Source organism: Micromonospora sp. CA-244673 (genome assembly GCF_050948395.1).
Lineage (GTDB): Bacteria > Actinomycetota > Actinomycetes > Mycobacteriales > Micromonosporaceae > Micromonospora.
This window is the reverse complement of sequence record NZ_CP192019.1, coordinates 2,931,388-2,947,796: the sequence shown is the minus strand read 5'-3', so window position 1 is coordinate 2,947,796 and position 16,409 is coordinate 2,931,388. Positions and strand designations below refer to the sequence as shown.

The 16,409-nt window shown below is 72.5% G+C and carries 10 protein-coding genes; 3 read left to right on the top strand and 7 right to left on the bottom strand.

Features of this window, described 5'->3' with window-relative positions:
* Positions 1–24 precede the first annotated feature (24 nt).
* From gntF to ACQP12_RS13725, 3 genes are read right to left on the bottom strand one after another with little or no spacing between them, the layout of a single operon-like run.
* Positions 25–1,332: a guanitoxin biosynthesis pre-guanitoxin forming N-methyltransferase GntF gene (gene gntF / locus ACQP12_RS13735; RefSeq protein WP_433288009.1), complete on the bottom strand. Its 1,308-nt coding sequence runs from the start codon at positions 1,330–1,332 to the stop codon at positions 25–27.
* A complete protein-coding gene (locus ACQP12_RS13730) occupies positions 1,329–1,835 on the bottom strand; it encodes a pyruvoyl-dependent arginine decarboxylase (RefSeq protein WP_433288007.1) in 507 nt (168 codons plus the stop codon). Before ACQP12_RS13730 ends, gntF begins: the two co-directional genes overlap by 4 nt.
* 25 nt (positions 1,836–1,860) lie before the next feature.
* Positions 1,861–3,462 carry an AMP-binding protein gene (locus tag ACQP12_RS13725; RefSeq protein WP_433288005.1) on the bottom strand — a complete coding sequence of 534 codons (1,602 nt, stop codon included), beginning with the start codon at positions 3,460–3,462 and terminating at the stop codon, positions 1,861–1,863.
* 172 nt (positions 3,463–3,634) lie between these two features.
* Here ACQP12_RS13725 and ACQP12_RS13720 point away from each other — a divergent pair, with 172 nt between their 5' ends.
* Entirely contained in the window at positions 3,635–7,120 is a 3,486-nt protein-coding gene (locus tag ACQP12_RS13720; RefSeq protein ID WP_433288003.1) for an ATP-binding protein, read from the top strand.
* 28 nt (positions 7,121–7,148) lie between these two features.
* On the opposite strand, the gene ACQP12_RS13715 is transcribed toward ACQP12_RS13720, so the two are convergent.
* Entirely contained in the window at positions 7,149–7,736 is a 588-nt protein-coding gene (locus ACQP12_RS13715; protein WP_433288001.1) for a MarR family winged helix-turn-helix transcriptional regulator, read from the bottom strand.
* Positions 7,737–7,822: 86 nt separating this feature from the next.
* Between ACQP12_RS13715 and ACQP12_RS13710 the strand changes: the two genes are divergently transcribed.
* Positions 7,823–8,413 carry an NADPH-dependent FMN reductase gene (locus ACQP12_RS13710; RefSeq protein WP_433287999.1) on the top strand — a complete coding sequence of 197 codons (591 nt, stop codon included), beginning with the start codon at positions 7,823–7,825 and terminating at the stop codon, positions 8,411–8,413.
* 125 nt (positions 8,414–8,538) lie between these two features.
* Positions 8,539–9,285 carry an MBL fold metallo-hydrolase gene (locus tag ACQP12_RS13705; protein ID WP_433287997.1) on the top strand — a complete coding sequence of 249 codons (747 nt, stop codon included), beginning with the start codon at positions 8,539–8,541 and terminating at the stop codon, positions 9,283–9,285.
* 198 nt (positions 9,286–9,483) lie between these two features.
* Here the strand turns inward: ACQP12_RS13705 and ACQP12_RS13700 are convergent, their stop codons facing one another.
* The 3 genes from ACQP12_RS13700 to tnpB are packed head-to-tail and all read right to left on the bottom strand — an operon-like array spanning position 9,484 to position 16,390.
* The gene (locus ACQP12_RS13700; protein ID WP_433287995.1) at positions 9,484–10,425 is read right to left on the bottom strand and encodes an inositol-3-phosphate synthase; all 942 of its coding nucleotides are present in this window, start codon (positions 10,423–10,425) and stop codon (positions 9,484–9,486) included.
* 51 nt (positions 10,426–10,476) lie between these two features.
* Positions 10,477–15,039 (bottom strand): eCIS core domain-containing protein, encoded by a 4,563-nt coding sequence (locus ACQP12_RS13695; protein ID WP_433287993.1) that lies wholly within the window; start codon positions 15,037–15,039, stop codon positions 10,477–10,479.
* On the bottom strand, positions 15,002–16,390 hold the full coding sequence (tnpB, locus tag ACQP12_RS13690; protein WP_433287991.1) for an IS607 family element RNA-guided endonuclease TnpB: 1,389 nt from the start codon (positions 16,388–16,390) through the stop codon (positions 15,002–15,004). The genes ACQP12_RS13695 and tnpB overlap by 38 nt, the downstream gene beginning before the upstream one ends.
* Between the last annotated feature and the right edge of the window lie 19 nt (positions 16,391–16,409).

The window sequence follows — 16,409 nt, the reverse complement described above, 5'->3', positions numbered from 1 at the left end:
CGGGTCAGGTGCGGCCCACCTTGTCTATCGTTCGCGGCTGCGGGCCCAGCCGAGCACGACGGCCGAGTAGCCGTGTGCGGCGTCCTGGGCCACCTGCCGCACCTCGATCGATCCGTTCAGAGGCCCGAATGCGCGCCGGAGCGACGCCCGGAGGTCGTGTTCGTCGACGTTGGCACTGGGAAAGGTCTTTCCGGCCACGGTGTAGCCGCGGCAGCGGCGCAGGGCTGCGGTGACGAACAGGCCTCCCGGTCGGACCAGACCGGTGATGTGGTGCATGAACAGGGCCCAGGTGGCGCGGTCGTCGGTGGCGGAGTCGGCGCAGTAGGCACTGATCACCGTCGCGTAACGCCGGTCCACGGGGCGCGGATGCCGGGCGTCCACCCGGATCAGTCGGGTGATCTTCTCCCGGACGAGGTTCTCGCGAGCGGTCACGTCCTCGTCGGTCGGGCAGCTGAGTCCCTCGCACCGCAGGGTGTAGCGGACGAAGGGTCGCCAGTCGTGGGCATCGGGATCCCGGTCGATCCACCGCTGGATCTCGGCCAGGTTCGCCGGCAGGTAGTCGCCAAGATGGATCTCAGAGGCGATCCGAGCGGCCGCGAACACGTGATGCAGGGTGGGCCCGACCCCGAAGAACAGGACGGCCCGACCTGGTTCCGCCCGGCGCATCGCGGTGACGAGGAACGCGATGGTGGCGATCTCGTCCGGTTCGACCGCGCGGTAGTAGCCGGAGAGGTACTCCGCCGGAACCCACTCCTTGTCGAACGACGCGTATTTGCGGCGGGCCAGGAAGGCCCTGCTGGCGCGGGCCAGCCCGAATTCGTACAGCGCGGCACCGACGTTCGCGCCGCTGAGGAAGACGAGTGCCTCGTTCGAGGTGATCGAGTTGCTGACGATGGCGGCGCCGAAAGCACCCGCGTAGTACGGCAGCTCCTTGGCGACCTCCGTGCCGGCGTAACCGATGGCCGCCGCCAGACGCGGTACGCGGGCATTGCCGGTGGTGCGCCGGGCTACCTCGTAGGCGGCTTTGGACAGCACGTTCGTGCTGGTCCCCGTCGCCGCCAGCAGCGTCCAGTTCGCGCGCAGATTGGCGCGCAGGCCATACCCCCAGATGGCGTAGCTCGCGGCGAGGAGTACCAGCGCCGACTCTCGATCGAGGCCGTCGAGCACCCCGGAGGCGACCAGGCCGACCCCCGCCGTCGCCGCGATCGAGTCCAACGCATAGGCCGACGCCGCGGTGGCAGCGATGCTGACGGCCCAGTTCCTGAGCCCCCGGCGGCCCGTCACGGTGGCCCTGGGGATCCGAATCGCGTTCCGGGCGGCGGTCCCGTTCATGCCGGCGCCCCCGCCCGGGCAGGTCGACGGCCCGGGTTCCAGGCCTCTGCGGTGAACACCGCGACCACCAGCGCGCAGACCGGTTGCCCGGTGCAGCGAACACCCGCTACCTCGACTCCACGAGACGGGAAGCTGACGCCACGATTGCGGGACAGTGCGTCGAGGGAGGAACCGATCAGTCCGCGCAGGCTCAGTTCGTCGTCAGCCTCGTGTTCCACCAGCAGCCCATGGCCACGCGCGTCCTGCACCCAGCCGATGCCGGCCCACACCTGCGCCCCCGGCACCGTGGTGCGGGCTTCCGCCAGCACACAGTAGAGCCGGTCCCCCCACCTGCCGGGCGCGGAGCTGAGCCGGTCGACCTGGTGCACGGAACTGGCGGGCGGCAGTACCGAGCTCAGGCGAATCAGGTTTCGATCGGCGATGCCCGCCGCCACCAGCGCGGCGTCGAAGGCTGCCAGACAGGTCGGACCGCGGCCGACGGCGCCGGTCACCAGGATGATCATCGTGTGCTCCGATCGGGATTCAAGATCAGGATCCACTCGTCCGGCTCGCGGGCGCCGGTTCCGACCGGAGTCGTTCGGCCTCGACCAGCACGCGGCGCAGCAGTTTGCCCGACGGCGCCCTCGGCACCGACGCGGTGAACTCGACGGCGCGGAGCCGCTTGTAGGGAGCGACCCGCTCGGCCACATAGGTGAGCAGTTCCTCGGCCGTTGCCTGCCCCTTCAGGACCACGTGCGCGACCGGCACCTCGCCGGCGTCCGGGTCGGGTCGGGGCACCACGGCGACGTCGGCGACCGCGGGATGAGTGAGAAGCAGGTACTCCAGCTCGGCCGGGGCGACCTGGTAACCCTGATACTTGATGAGCTCCTTCAACCGGTCGACCACGTACAGGTGGCCATCCTCGTCGAAGTAGCAGAGATCGCCCGTGTGCAGCCAACCGTCAGCGTCGATGGTGGCGGCAGTCGCCGCCGGGCGGCCGCGATAACCCCGCATGAGCTGCGGGCCGCGAACCCACAACTCGCCGGCGCGGCCGGCAGGCAGGTCGGCGCCCCGGTCCGGGTCGACGATGCGCGCCTCGGTGTTGGGCACCAGCCTGCCGACCGATCCGCGCCGCACATCGTCCAGCGGCCCGACGGCGATGAGAGCGGAGGCCTCCGTCATGCCGAAGCCCTGGCTGGTCACGCAACCCAGCCGCTCGGCGCAGCGCTGCTCGACGTCGGCGCCCAGCGGCGCCGCACCCACGCCGAGGCTCCGCAACGACGACAGGTCGTACCTGTCGACCAGCGGATCGTTGGCCAGCGCCAGCGCCAGCGGAGGGGACACGATGGTGACCGTCCCCCGGTGATCCTGAATCGCCCGCAGGAAGGCCTCGACGTCGGGGCGAGCCACGGTGACGACGGTGGCACCCACCGCCAGGCTGCACGGCAGGATGATGTTGAGCCCGATGACGTGGAAGAACGGTGCGGCGGCGACGACCACGTCGTCCTCCCGGAACCCCAGCACGGCCTGGCTCTGGCGGACGTTCGTGACCAGGCTGGCGTGGGTGAGTTCCACCGCCTTGGGGAGGCCGCTGGTGCCGCTCGAACAGGGCAGGGCGGCCAGTGCGCCGTCGCAGTCGGTCGCCACCGTCGTCGGCGGATGCCGATGGTCGATCAGTTCGCGGAACGGGGTCGCGCCCGCTGCCTGCCCGAAGACGAACACCTCCTCGACGCCGGCCTGCTCGGCGGCGGCCAGCGCTCGGTCGAGGAACGGCGGCACCGTGACCAGCAGTCGCGCCCTGGCGTCGACGAGCTGGTGGGTCAACTCCTGGACGGTGAGCATCGGGTTGGCCCCGGTGACGACCCCGCCGGCCGCCATCGTTCCGTAGACGGCCAAGGCGTACTCGGGCAGATTGGGACTGTAGAGGGCCAGCACGTCCCCCGGCGCGAAGCCGCGGGCGGCCAGGCCGGCCGCGACCCGCTGCGCCCCCGCAGCGAGGTCGCGGTAGCTGATCGTACGGCCGCTCGCGGCGTCGATCAGGGCTGGTTTGTCACCGAGCCGGGCGGCCTGCCGCAGGGCGAGCGCGTGCACGGTGGTGCCGCCGACCTCCACCTGCGGAAGGTCACTGCGGAACGTGTGGACGACGGGCATGATGACTCCCTCTGCCGCCGGACGCCGACACCGGCGCGAGCGGGCTGTCGCTGGTGGACCGGGGTCTGACTCCGGTGACCGGACCGTAACGAGCCATCGTTTGCCGGCCGTTTGCCCATCGTTTTCGCGGCGTGGATCGCGGTAGGGTTTTTTCCCGAGGGCGGCGGTGGCGATGACGAAGCAGGAGCTGCACGTTCGCGTACTCGGCGGGGCCGAGCTGACGATCGACGGACGTCCACTGGTGGGGTTGGCCTCCGCCAAGGCGGCCGCGCTGCTGTTCTATCTGGCGGTGACCGGCACCGGACACTCGCGCTCGACGCTGGCGGGGATGCTCTGGAGTGACCTCCCCGAGTCGGCGGCCCGGGCCAATCTCAGGCTCGTGCTGATGAAGCTGCGCCGTGTGGTCCCCGAGCACGTCGTGGTGACCCGGCAGACGGTGGCGTTGACCGGTGGACCGCAGGTCTGGGTCGACGCCGCGGAGGTGACCCGGATGGTCGCCTCCGACCAGCACGACGACGACGAGCTGCTGGCGGCCGTCCGGCTCTGCCGCGGCGACCTCCTCGAAGGCTTCGAGGTCGCCGGTGCCCCGGTGTTCGATGAATGGCTGGCCGGGCGGCGAGCCGCTGTCCGCGCCGACATGCTCGCGCTCCTGGACCGTGCCGTGCGACGAGCCAGGGAGCGCAGGGACGTGACGGGCGGGACCGAGGTGGCCCGCCGCCTGCTCGAGTTGGAGCGGCTGCACGAGGAGGCGCACCGCGCGTTGATGTGGTTCCTTGCCGTCGGCGGTCAGCCCAGCGCCGCTCTCGCCCAGTACGAGACCTGCCGCTACCTGCTCAGGGAGGAGTTGGGTATCGAGCCGTCGGCGGCAACCGTCGCTCTGCGCGACGAGATCGTCCGGGCCGGCGGGTTCCGCGAGCTGGGCGTCCCCCCGGCGGCGGCCGGGCGACCCGACCGGGGTGCGACACCCGGGGTCGCCCGGCCCGACCCGCCCCGCCCGCTCACCACGCTGATCGGCCGCGACGGTGAGCTGACCCGCCTGCACGAGCTGCTCGACGACCCCACCTGTCGGCTCGTGACCCTGCTCGGGCCCGGCGGCATCGGCAAGACGCGGCTGGCGGTGGAGGTCGCTGCCACTCGGCACACCCGTCACGGCGACGGGACGGTGTTCGTGTCGTTCGTGGGAACGAACCCGGCCCGTCTCGACGAGGCCGCGGATCTGGTCGTCGCCAACCTCGCCCGCGCGCTGGAGGTGCCGTTGGCGGTGCCCCGCGACCCTCTGGACCTGCTCGCCGAGCACCTGGCCGGCCGCGAAGTGTTGCTGGTGCTCGACAACCTGGAGCACCTCCGGGACGGGGCGGGTGTCATTGCCGAGCTGCTGCGCAGGGCGACGGGCCTGCAGGTGCTGGTGACCTCCAGGCGACCACTGGGACTCGGTGTGGAGTGGCTTGTCGAGGTCCCCGGCCTGCCCTACCCGCCGCTCGCCTGCGACGCGGACGCCGCCGACTACGAGGCGGTGCAGCTCTTCGAAGCGCGGGCCCGGCTGTTGCGTCCGGACTTCCGAGCCGGCGACGACGCGGAGGGCATCGGCCGCGTGTGCCGCCTGGTGGCCGGCGTGCCGCTGGCCATCGAGCTGGCCGCCCGCTGGACGCGGTCCGTCGGCCCCGCCGCCATCGCCGACCGGCTCACCGACGGGCTCGAACTGCTCGAGACCACCTCACCGGACGTCGACGACCGGCACCGCAGCCTCCGCTCGGTGTTCAACTGGTCATGTCAGCTTCTCACCGGGGACGAACTCGACACTCTTCGCCGGCTCTCGGTGCTGCGCGGCGGCTTCGATCTGGAAGCCGCCGCCGCTGTCGCGAACGCCGACCTTCCGTTGCTGGCGGGCCTGGTCGACCAGTCGTTGGTCGCGGTCGGCGCGGACGGCCGCTACGAGATGCACGAGCTACTACGGCAGTATTCCGCCGAGCTCCTGGCCAGGGACCCCGCTGAGGAGTCGCGGACGCGGCGGCGCCATGCCGAGCACTACGCCTCGCTGCTGCCCACACCTGCGGACGCTCTCACCGGTGACGGCGCCAGGCTGGCCGCCGAGGCGGAGAATCTGCGGGCGGCCATCGACTGGCTCGTCCGTCATGCTGATCCGTCCACGCTGGACGGTCACCTCCAGCGCGTCTGGTCGCTGTACCGGCGAACCGGCTGGTTTCGGGAGGCGCGGGCGTACTTCGAGGCGGCACTGGACCGTCCGGAGATCACGCCCCTGCAGCGGGCCCGATGGCACCGCCTGCTCGGCGAAGCACATCAGCAGCTCGGTGAGGCGACCGCGGCGCGGCACCATCTGGAGCGCGCACTACAGGTGCTCGGCAGCAGGGTGCCGGCGGCGACGGCGGGATGGCTCGGGGTACTCGGGCTGCAGCTCGGCCTGCGCGCGCTGCGCGGCCCCCTGCCGGGCGGCACCGTCACACGTAACGCGGACCGGCGGGACGCCGCCCGGGAGCGTGCTGCCACGTGCTTCACCATCGCCGAGGTCTACTGGGTGCTCGAGAAGCAGCTTCCGGTGCTTCCCACCTCGATCTGGGCGTTGAACGACGCCGAACGTGCCGGGGACGTCGACCTCACCGTCCGGGCGCAGGCCGGCGTCGGGATGATGCTCGGCACTCTCGGGTTGCACCGGACCGCGCGTCGCCACCTCAGTGCCGCGAGCGCCGCCGTCGAGCGGACCAGCGACCCGCTCACCGCCTGCTGGGTCGGCATCGTGGGCGGGCTCCACTGGACCGGGGTCGGCAACTGGGCGGCAGTCGACGCCAACGCCGCCCGGGTGCTGAAACTCCGACGCCGGACACCCATGCACCGGTGGGCCGACGAGGCGGTGCTCATCAGCGGGATCGCCCGCTATCTGACCTCGCGCTACGAGGAGGCGGCCGCAGCGGCCGCCGAGAGCATGGCATCCGGTCGCGACCGCCGCGACCCGATCGTGCACCTGTGGGGTCTGCTCCTTCTGATCGAGACGGCTCTTCGGGCCGAACCGGATGCGCCGGCGTTGGCCAACTGGTGCGAGGAGGCCGAACGGCTCCTGCCGAAGGTGGCCACGATCGACGCCGCGCGCTTCCACGCGGCCACGGCCAGGCGGCATCTCGCCGCCGGCAGGTGGACGGACGCCCATCAGGCGATCGGCACCGCCGATCGCCTGATGGGTCCACGCCCGTCCTTCGAGCAGTACGCCCTCGAGGCCCACGCCGGTGTCCCCGAGGTCTACCTGACGCTCCTGGAGCTGGCCGGCCGCGGTGAGACCTCGGGAGAGCTGAGTTCGGGCACCCTGCGCGCGGCCGCGGCCGCCGCCCTGCGCCGGCTGCGTCGCTACGCCCGCACGGTTCCCATGGCCCGCCCGAGGGCGCTCATCTGCGCGGGGTGGTACAGCTGGCTCGATGGCCGCGCCGGGGCCGCCAGGCAGGCGTGGGTCCGAGCCGTCGGCGAGGCAGCGAGGCTTCAGATGCCCTACGAGCTGGCACGCTCGCACTACGAGCTCGGTCGTCACCTCGCTCCGGGTCAGCGGTCACCTCTTTCCCTGAGCGGTTCCGAGCATCTGGAGGAGGCGATGGCCGGTTTCCGCGGCGCCGGCTGCAGCGGGGATCTTCACCGCGTCCAGGTGCTCCTGAGCTGACCATGTCGGCAAGGACGGGAACCGAAGGTCAGGGGTTCCCGTCCCCCCGGCTCCGCTCCATGACGTGATCCTGCTGCTGCCCCGCGCTTTCGCGTGTCGTGGTGGCGAGGGGGACGGTCCGGTTGTCGGCCGTTCGCGGAGCCGGGCCGCCGGTGCGGGAGATGCCCGTGAGTCCGGCGGCGTCGGCCACCCGCTCGGCGATGTTCGTCAAACGGGTCAGGTCGAGCTGGTCGAGCTGGTCGAACAGCACCCGGCGGACCGTCTCGACGTGCCCCGGCGCGGCGGTGGTGATCGCCGTGCGGCCGAGGTCGGTGAGTTGGACCATCGTGCCCCGCCGGTCGGTCGTGCTGCCGGACCGCGCGATGAGGCCGCGCTGTTCCATGCGCCGGAGCTGGTGGGCGATGCGGCTGCGGTCCCAGCCGATGAGCGCGGCCAGGTCCCGCACTCGCAGTGCTTCGCCGCTCTGGGAGAGCGGGACCAGCACGTCGTAGTCGGCGGGCGACAGCCCGGCCTCGGCGAGCTGACCGTCGATCGCCACGTCGAGCGCCCGCCGCATGCGCAGGAAGGCCAACCACAGACGTTCTTCCTCGGGGTTCAGCCACCGGGGTTGGGTCATGCGTCACAGTCTACGACGGGTTGCTGACACATCAGCATCTTGCGGATAGGTTGCTGATACGTCAGCGACTTTCGAGGAAACGAAGCATGCCTACCTTGCAGATCATCATTGCCAGCACCCGGCCGGGCCGGCTCGGCCTGCCGGTCGCCGAGTGGAATCAGGCCGCCGCGGTCAAGCACGGCGGCTTCGATCAGGTGGAGCTCGTCGACCTCGCCGAGTGGAACCTGCCGTTCATGAACGAGCCGAACCACCCGCGCCTGCGCCGCTACGAACACCAGCACACCCGCGACTGGAGCGCCACGATCGACCGCGCCGACGCGTTCCTGATCGTCATGCCGGAGTACAACTACGGCTACACGGCCCCGCTCAAGAACGCGATCGACTACCTCGCGCATGAGTGGGCCTACAAGCCGGTCGGCCTGGTCAGCTACGGAGGCGTCAGCGCCGGCACCCGTGCCGCGCAGATGATCAAGCAGGTGCTGACCACGCTGAAGATGACGCCGATCCCCGAGGCCGTACACATCCCGTTCGTCGCCACGTTCATCGACGACGACGGCGCGCTGCGACCCAACGACACCATGGACGCCAGCGCCGAGGCGATGCTCGACGAACTGGTGCACTGGACCTCCGCCCTTACCCCGCTGCGGGAACGAGCACGGCAGCGCACCGCCGGATGATCTTCCTGGCGTAACGGACGGTCCACACTCATCAGTCCCGGACGTCGGTCCTCCGCCGCATCGCGGCGGAGGACCGACGTCCGGCACGATCGAAACGGCGTCGCCGCGCTGGCAGACTTGCCGACATGGTCGACTGGTACACGCAGACCGACGTGGGTAGCGACGTCATCCGGATCTCGGAACCGCACGCCAACGAACTGGTGTCGGCCAACTTCTGGTGGTTGCGCGGCGACGATCGGGACATCGTGATCGACGCCGGGCTCGGTGTCGTCGCCCTGCGGGAAGCGATTCCGGGCCTGTTCGAGCGCGATCCGATGGTCGTGCTCACCCACGCGCACCTGGATCACGTCGGTGGGGCGCCTGAGTTCGACGACCGGGCCGCCCACCCCGCCGAGGCGGGGGTGCTGGCCGCGGGTGTACCGGCGAGCCTGTACGGCGCGGAGCTCTTCGACAGGCTGGGGATCGACGCAGCGGGAGAACCTGTCCCGGAGCTCATGATCGACGTCCTGCCCGGTCCCGGCTACGACCCGGCCACCTATCGCGTCGAACCCATGGCCCTGAGCCGCAGGCTCGACGACGGCGACCGCATCGACCTGGGCGGGCGGGTACTGACTGTGCTGCACCTTCCCGGCCACACACCGGGAAGCATCGCCCTGTTCGAGGAGCGCACCGGGACCCTGTATTCCGGCGACGTCGTCTACGAGGGTGCCTTGATCGACAACCTGCCGAACTCCGACGTGGCCGCGTACCGGCGAAGCATGGAGTTCCTCGCCGACCTCGACGTGTCCGTCGTCCATCCCGGCCACGGGCACAGCTTCGACAGGACACGCCTTCGCCAGTTGGCCGAGACCTACCTGCGCGGGAGAGCTTAGGTGGAGTCGGTTTCGACGGTCCGCCCGGCGTGGTCGAGGGAGCCGTCGGCCAGGTCGGGTCGGTACTGATTTCGGCCGGCCGTCCGCCGGGTGCTCAGTGTTCCCGGTCGAGCGTCACGTGCCCGGGGCCGGGAGCGCGTGGGCCGGGGTTGCCGCCGGTGCTGTAGTCGCGGCCGCCGTTCCATCTCTCCTCCGGTCTCAGATGGCCGTCCCCGGTGGAGACTTCAGCATCGACGCCGCCTCGGGGAGGTACCCGCCGCGCCCCGCGCGCAGTGCCGCGGCGGCCATGCGGACCAGGTCGATGTTGACGCCGGCCGCGCCGCTCGGGTCGTGCACCTTCAGCTTCACGTCCAGGCTCACCGCCGTGCCGCCCCAGCCCTGCGCCTCGACGTTGAGGTGCGCGATCTTCTGCGACCCCAGGTGCGGAAGGTACCCGAGCGGAGCCATCTCGACCCGGTCCGATCCCACCGCGTTCGCCTTGGACCGCTGCTTGGTGTTCGGGTTCTCGACCAGGTTACGGAAGTCCTCGGTGCCGCCCAGGTTGACCTGGTAGGAGCTGACCAGGGTGAGGCCGCGCTCCTGCAGCAGGCGCAGCAGGGCGTGATGCACCACGGAGGTGCCGAACTGGCTGGCCAGGTCATCGCCGAGCAGCGGCAGGCCGGCCGCCTCGAAACGGTCGACCCAGGAGGGGTCCCGGGCCACGCCGTCGGACGTGGTGTTGACGAACGCCACGCCCGCCCGCAGCGCCGCCTCGGCGTAGGCGCGGACGGTCTCCGGCCGGCCGCTCGGCGCGGAGTAGAGCAGCACCTCGGCGCCCTTCAGCGCCTGTGCCACCCGCGCGATCTCCGTCGCGTCCACGAGACCGCGCTGCACCGTCACGCCCGACGGCGGCAGTTCCGCGTCCAGGCGCGGGAAGTTGTTGGGCGGCTGGAAGATCGCCTCGTGCAGGTCCGTGCCCACCTTGGCGTCGGAGAGGGCGAACGCCGCGACGACATCGACGTCCCCGACGCCCAACCCCGCCACCTCGGCGCGATGGATGCCCACCAGGCTGCCGGTGCGGCGGTAGAAGTGGAGCCCCTGCACCAGCGCCGAGGTGTTGTTGCCGACGCCGACGACGGCGACCTTCGCGCTTTCGATCATGGCAGGAGGCTACCCGGAAGATCCGCTCGTCATGATCCGGTGGCCGCCGGGTCAGAAGTCCACGATCTTCAGCAGGACGATCGCGTCCGGGTCGTTGCTGAGGATCCGCCGCGCGTGCGCCAGGGCCCGGTCGCCGGGCGCCCGGTCGTACTCGATGTGGATCCGCCGGCCGTTCAAGGTCGCCTGCACGTCGGGGCGATTCGTGCCGAGCCGGAAGCTGTCGGTGACGTCGACCTGGGTCTGGTTGATCCGGAAGTCGCTGGCGCCGGCCGCCTCCAGCAACTCGATGTCGTGCCGTACGTCGATGTTCTGCACACTGCTGCGCCCCACCCCACGGCTGGTGAACTGGCCGGACGCGTCGCGGATCGGGATCGCCGCGGGCGCGGCGCGGGTCGGCACCGGCCCGCTGGTGGGCAGCGCGGCCTCGAAGTCGGCCCGGGTCATCGGGGTGGCGTCGCCGAGGATCGCATCCGGCACCCCGACCTCCCGGGCGACGGCCTGGCTCTCCGCCGCGGCGAGTTCCGGACGCGGCCGGCCCGGGCCCTGGTGGCCGGGTCCGAAGTGCTCGCCCGCCTCCGCCAGGTCGGCCTCGGCCTGGGCAGCCAGGCCGGTGCGGCCACCGGCCCGCTCGGCCATCTCCTGCCGCACCCGGGCGGCCAGCTGCGCGAAGCCCTCCGGATCGGCCGCCGCCGCCCGTTCCAGTTCCTCCCGGCTCAGCCGCTGCCCGAGCCCCTCGGCCTCGGCCATCAGCCGGTCGATCTCGGCCGCGTGCGGGCTGCGCGCCCCGGGCAGGCGCGGCGGGCCGCCGGTGGTGTAGCGGCCCAGCGAGGTACGGCTGGCGATCATCTCCACCTCGTAGACCCCGGGGCCGACCGGGGTGGCGGCGAACGTCTCGATCCAGCGGTACCGGCGCTTGAGCACCATGAGCGAGGCCAGCAGCACCGGCACCGGGCTGTCGAGCGCGTCGTTGGTGGCCTCGATGGCCCGGGCCTCGGCCACCGCCTCCGGGTACTGGGCCGCCTTGGCCGCGTCGTCGGCCAGGGTCGGTGCGCCCGCTTCGTCGGTGGCGCGGATTGCTCCCTCGCCCAGCTCGTCGGCCTCCCGGGTGGCCGCTCCCTCGGCGCCCTCCCGGCCGGCCCGCGCCGTACCGGCCTCGGTGGCCTCCCGGGCGGCGCCGGCCTCGACCGCTTCCCGGCCGGTGCGGGACGCGCCGGTCGTCGCGCCCTCCCGGGCCACGCCCGCCTCGACCGCCTCCCGGGCTGTGCGCGACGCGCCGGCCTCGGCGCCCTGGGCGGCCCGGCTGGCGGCGAGGGCCGCCTCGTCGCCCAGGCCGAGCATCCGCCCGGCCAGCCCCTCGACCCGTTCGAGGAGGCCGGCGGCGAAGCGGAACCGGCTGACGAAGCCGCGCGCGGCCCTGATGCCGCGCATGAGCGGTCCGCGCAGCGGGCGCAGCGCCCGGCCCAGCACGCCGAGCAGCTCGCCGCCGAGGTCCAGGAAGCGCAGCAGGTAGACCAGCAGGGTGCGCAGTCCCGGCTCGACGGCCTTGAGGGCGGCGTAGTTGCCCGCGCTGAAGTAGATGATGGCGGCCTGGAGCAGCAGGAACCCGGCCACGAAGCCGATCTTCCGGCCCAGCTCGAAGTCCGGCAGCATGATGAATTCGAGCAGCGCGTCGGCGGCCCGCGCGCCGAGCGACTGGGCGCCGGCGACCATGGCCGCCCAGGCGTCGCCGAGGAGCTGGGCCAGCCCGCCCACGGAGGCGCCCTCGCTCTGCACCTCGCCCCGCATGTCGGTTTCGAGGGTGGCGGGGTCGATGTCGACCTCCACCGCGCCGGCCGCCGCCTCGGCGAGGGCGCCGGCCGGCAGCGCCGCGACGATCTGCGCGTCGGTCGGCGCCCCGGGCACCACCGCCAGCTCGACGGCGCCACCGCCCGCCCCGCCGCCGGCCGCTGCCGGACCGGCGGCGGCCACGCCCGGGGCGGCGGCGGTGGCCGTCGGACCGGTGGTCGTTGCGGTGGGGCCGGGACCGGCCGCCGCGACGGGCGCCGACACCGCCGCAGAGGTCGCCGCCGTGCCGGCGCCGGTCGCCGTGGTGGCCGGCGCGGACTCCGACGGCCCGGCGGTGACCACACCGCCGGTGACAGGCGCGGACGCTGACGGCCCGGCGGTGATCACACCGCCGGTGACGGGAGCGGGGCCCGCCGGGGCGGGCGCCGCCGCCGGCGAGGCCGCGGTGAGGGGCGGCCCGCCACCGCCGATCGGGCCGGCGGGGGCCGGCGGGCCACGGACCAGCGGCAGACCCGGGGCGTACGACTGGACGACCCGGGCCACCGCGCGGGCGGCGGCCACCAGGAGCTGGGCCAGCATGAACAGCAGCCGGAACGGGTCGATGATGCCGTCAACCACGCCCTGCACGATGCCCCACGCCATGCCGGCCACGAAGGACAGTCCCCCGCCGGCGGCCAGGTTGGCGATCTTGTTGCTGGCGTCGATGCGCTGCTGGTCGCCGATCCCCTCGCCGTAGCGCAGCTGGGTGAGGAAGCCGACCACGCCCTCGCGCAGCAGCGCGCCGAGCGGACCGAGGCCGGTGAGCAGGGTGGGCAGCGCGCCGATCGCCACGATGAGCAGGTCGAGCACGAAGTTGATCACCGGTGGCTTGAGGTCGTCCGGGCAGAGCAGCCAGATCACCGCGCCGATGACGACCGGCAGCATGAGCGGGTTGGCCACCACCACGGCCAGCCGGACCAGGAAGTCCATGATGGGCTGGAAGATGGCGACCAGCGCGTCGAAGACGGCGTGCAGGGCCTCGGTGAGCCCGCTGAACCCGCCGCGCGCCCAGGCGGCCATCCGGGTGAACTGGTTGGCCACCCCGGTGAGCAGGGCGGACACCGCCATGAGGCAGGTGCTGGCGCCGAACGCGCCGAGCACGCCACCCATCGCGGTGCCGACCTGCCCAGCCACGTCGGCGAGCCAGGCCGCCGCGGCGGCGAGGGTGTCCGCCGCCCCGGTGACCGCGCCGATCACGGTGGGCAGGATGCGCTCCTGGAGCACCTGCCGGGCGGCGACGAGGATCTCGCGGGTGTTCCAGTTCTCCCAGAGCCAGGTCAGGCCGTCCCACAGCGGCGGGAGGACCTGCGTCAGCACCACCACGGGGCCGAGCGGGGACAGCAGGACGAGGATGCCGCCGACCACCATGAGCGGGGTACGGATCGGTTCGATGGTGGCCCGCAGGGTCTCCCAGGCGGAGTTCGCGAGGTTGCCGAGCCAGCTGCGGGCGCCCTCGGTGCTGTCCCAGGCCAGGCCGAACTGGGTGCTGAGCCAGTCCCAGGCGTACGACGCGCCGGCCCGGATCGGTGCCGTGAGGTCCCAGAGCCAGCCGCCCAGCCGGGTGAACGACTCCCAGACCGCGCCGCCGGCCGCGCCGAGCAGGTCCAGCGCCGGGACGGCGAGGTGGTCCCAGAGGCCGGTGAAGACCTCGTTGACGGTGTCCGCGACGGTCCGCAGGTTGCGGATGATCGGGCCGTCCCACTCCTGGAGGGCGGCCACGACCGGGCGCAGCAGGGCGCCGACGGTCGAGCGGGCGGCACCTCCGAGGCGGGCCTGGACGTCCCGGACGCCCTGGGCGAGCCCCGTGAAGGTGGACTCGATCGCGGACATCGGGTCGAAATCGGCGAGGCCGGCCAGCAGCCGGCCGAGCAGCGCGTTGACGCCGGAGCAGAGCAGCTCACGCAGCCGGACCAGCGCGCCGCCGCGGAGGAACTCCAGCAGGCCGGGCGCGAGCCGGTCGACGACCGCGGAGGCCGCCTCCAGGGCGGTCCCGGCGATCTCCCCGCACACGTCGAGGGCGGTGTCGAGCGCGCCACGGCCCAGGGCGGCGGCGTCGCTCGCGGTGTCGGAGACGAACCGGCCCACGGCGGTGTCGGCGAGCGCGAAGCACTGCACGCCGAGCGGCGCGGACCGGGCCGGGGCGGCCGGCGGGCCGCGACCGGGGTGCTCGGTGGCCGCGCCCGCCGGGGCGGGCGCGGGGCGGGCCTGCTGGCGGACGTGGGCCAGCTCGTGGGCGAGGACGAGCTCCCGGCCGGGTGCGCCGCCCGGCCCGGCCCCGGCCCCGAGAACCACGTGGTTGCCGTACGTGAAGGCGTGCGCCCGCCGCTCCTTGGCGGCCAGCTTCGCGGCGAGGCCGTCGTGCAGGCGTACCCCGGTCAGGTCCATGCCGAGCGCCGGCTCGTAGCGGGCGCGCTCGGCGCCGTTCAGCGGCCGGCCGCCGCCCAGCCGGGGGTCCGGCACGGTGGCGAGCCGGGCGACCGGCCGGGCCGACCGGGCCGGGGCGACCGGCGGCGCTGGCCGCGCGGCGGCGGCGTGGGTGGGCCGGGCGGCGACGAGGCGGGCGGCGGTGGCGTGCGCGTCGTGTTCGGCGGCCGGGTCGGGCGGGGCGTGCACCGGGATGCGGGCCACGCTGTGGGTGCTGCGGGCCGGCGGGCTCGACCGCCGCTCCGGCCGTTCCGCCTCCGGGCGGGCGCGCCCCGGCTCATCCCGGTCGGCCGACCGGGACGGCTGGGCCGCCTCCGTCACCACCACCTCACACGCCCACGTTCCGTTGCAGGAGATTGCGCTCATGCAGTCCTGCCTTTCGGCGGGACGGTCCCGGTCTTACCAACTCAGTAGTGCCGGGTTGACGTTTCTCAGCCACCTGCCCGCTAAGGCGGGTCTTACAGTCGGCTCCACGTCCTGCCACCGGGCCACTCCCGGCGGTGTCGACCTCACCCGCGAGCGCAGCGAGGTTACGTGCGGCGTTGCGGTCCCGATCCAATTCCAGGCCGCAGCATGTGCAGTTGTAGGTGCGCTCGGACAGGGACAGTTTGGCTTTCACCGTGCCGCAGGCCGAGCATCTCTTCGAGGACGGATACCAACGGTCGGCCACAAGGAGCCGGCCGCCGTTCCAGGCTGTCTTGTATTCCAGTTGTCGGCGCAGCTCACCGAACCCCGCGTCGGCAATGTGCCGCGCGAGCCGCCGGTTGCGCAGCATACCGGCCACGTTGAGGTCCTCGACGACTACAGTGCCGTACTCGGAGGCGATGCGGGTGGTGAGCTTGTGCAGGCCGTCGCGGCGCAAGTTCGCCACGCGGGCGTTCGCCCGCATCAGCTGCAACCGTGTGCTTTCCCACCGGTTCGAAGGCCGTTGTCCGGAGCGCCGGTCAGGGCCGACGCGGCGAGACATCCGCCGCGCAAGCCTGCGCAGGCGCCGCGTCGCGTGGTCGAGGTGGCGGGGATTCGGCTCCACACCGCCAGTGGATAGCACCGCAAGGCACCGCACTCCCAGGTCCACGCCGACTACTGCCTGCGGGCGGGCCGGGGTTCGTTCGACACGATCGACCTCGACGCAGAACGCGACATGCCAGCGCCCGCCACACTTGCGCACGGTCGCGGACAGGATCCGCGCCGAGCCAACTTCAAGCCGCCGGGCTAGCTTGCGGGTCGATTCGTGGGTCTTCAGTCGTCCCAACCGCGGCAAAATCACGTGCTTGCGGTCTGGCTCCACGCGGATCGCACCTGTTGTGAATCGCACGCTCGGCGTAGTGCGGCGACGGGACTTGAATCGCGGAAATCCGACGGGCCGTCCCGGGCGCCTGCCGGTCCGCGAGTCGGACCAGTTCTTCAAACCTCGCGCCAGCGCGTCCAGACCTGTGTTGAATGCCTCCTTGGAAACCTGCGGCCACCAAGGCGCGACGTCCGCTTTCGCCGCGTTCCATGCCTTCCGCAGGGCCGGCAGGGTCCATCCGATCGCAGATGTCAGCTCGACGTCAGGTATCCCATAGCTGCGCTCGGCAGCTCGCTGGTTCATCACAGCTTTAACGCGCGTAAGCGCCCAGTCGTGCGCGACCCGCGCTGCGCCTGCAGACGCCAGCAGCATCCGCTCCTGCGACGGCGTGACATCCAGCGCAAATCGGTACGCCTGGACCGTCCTCACGCCACTTACTCCCGCCGTT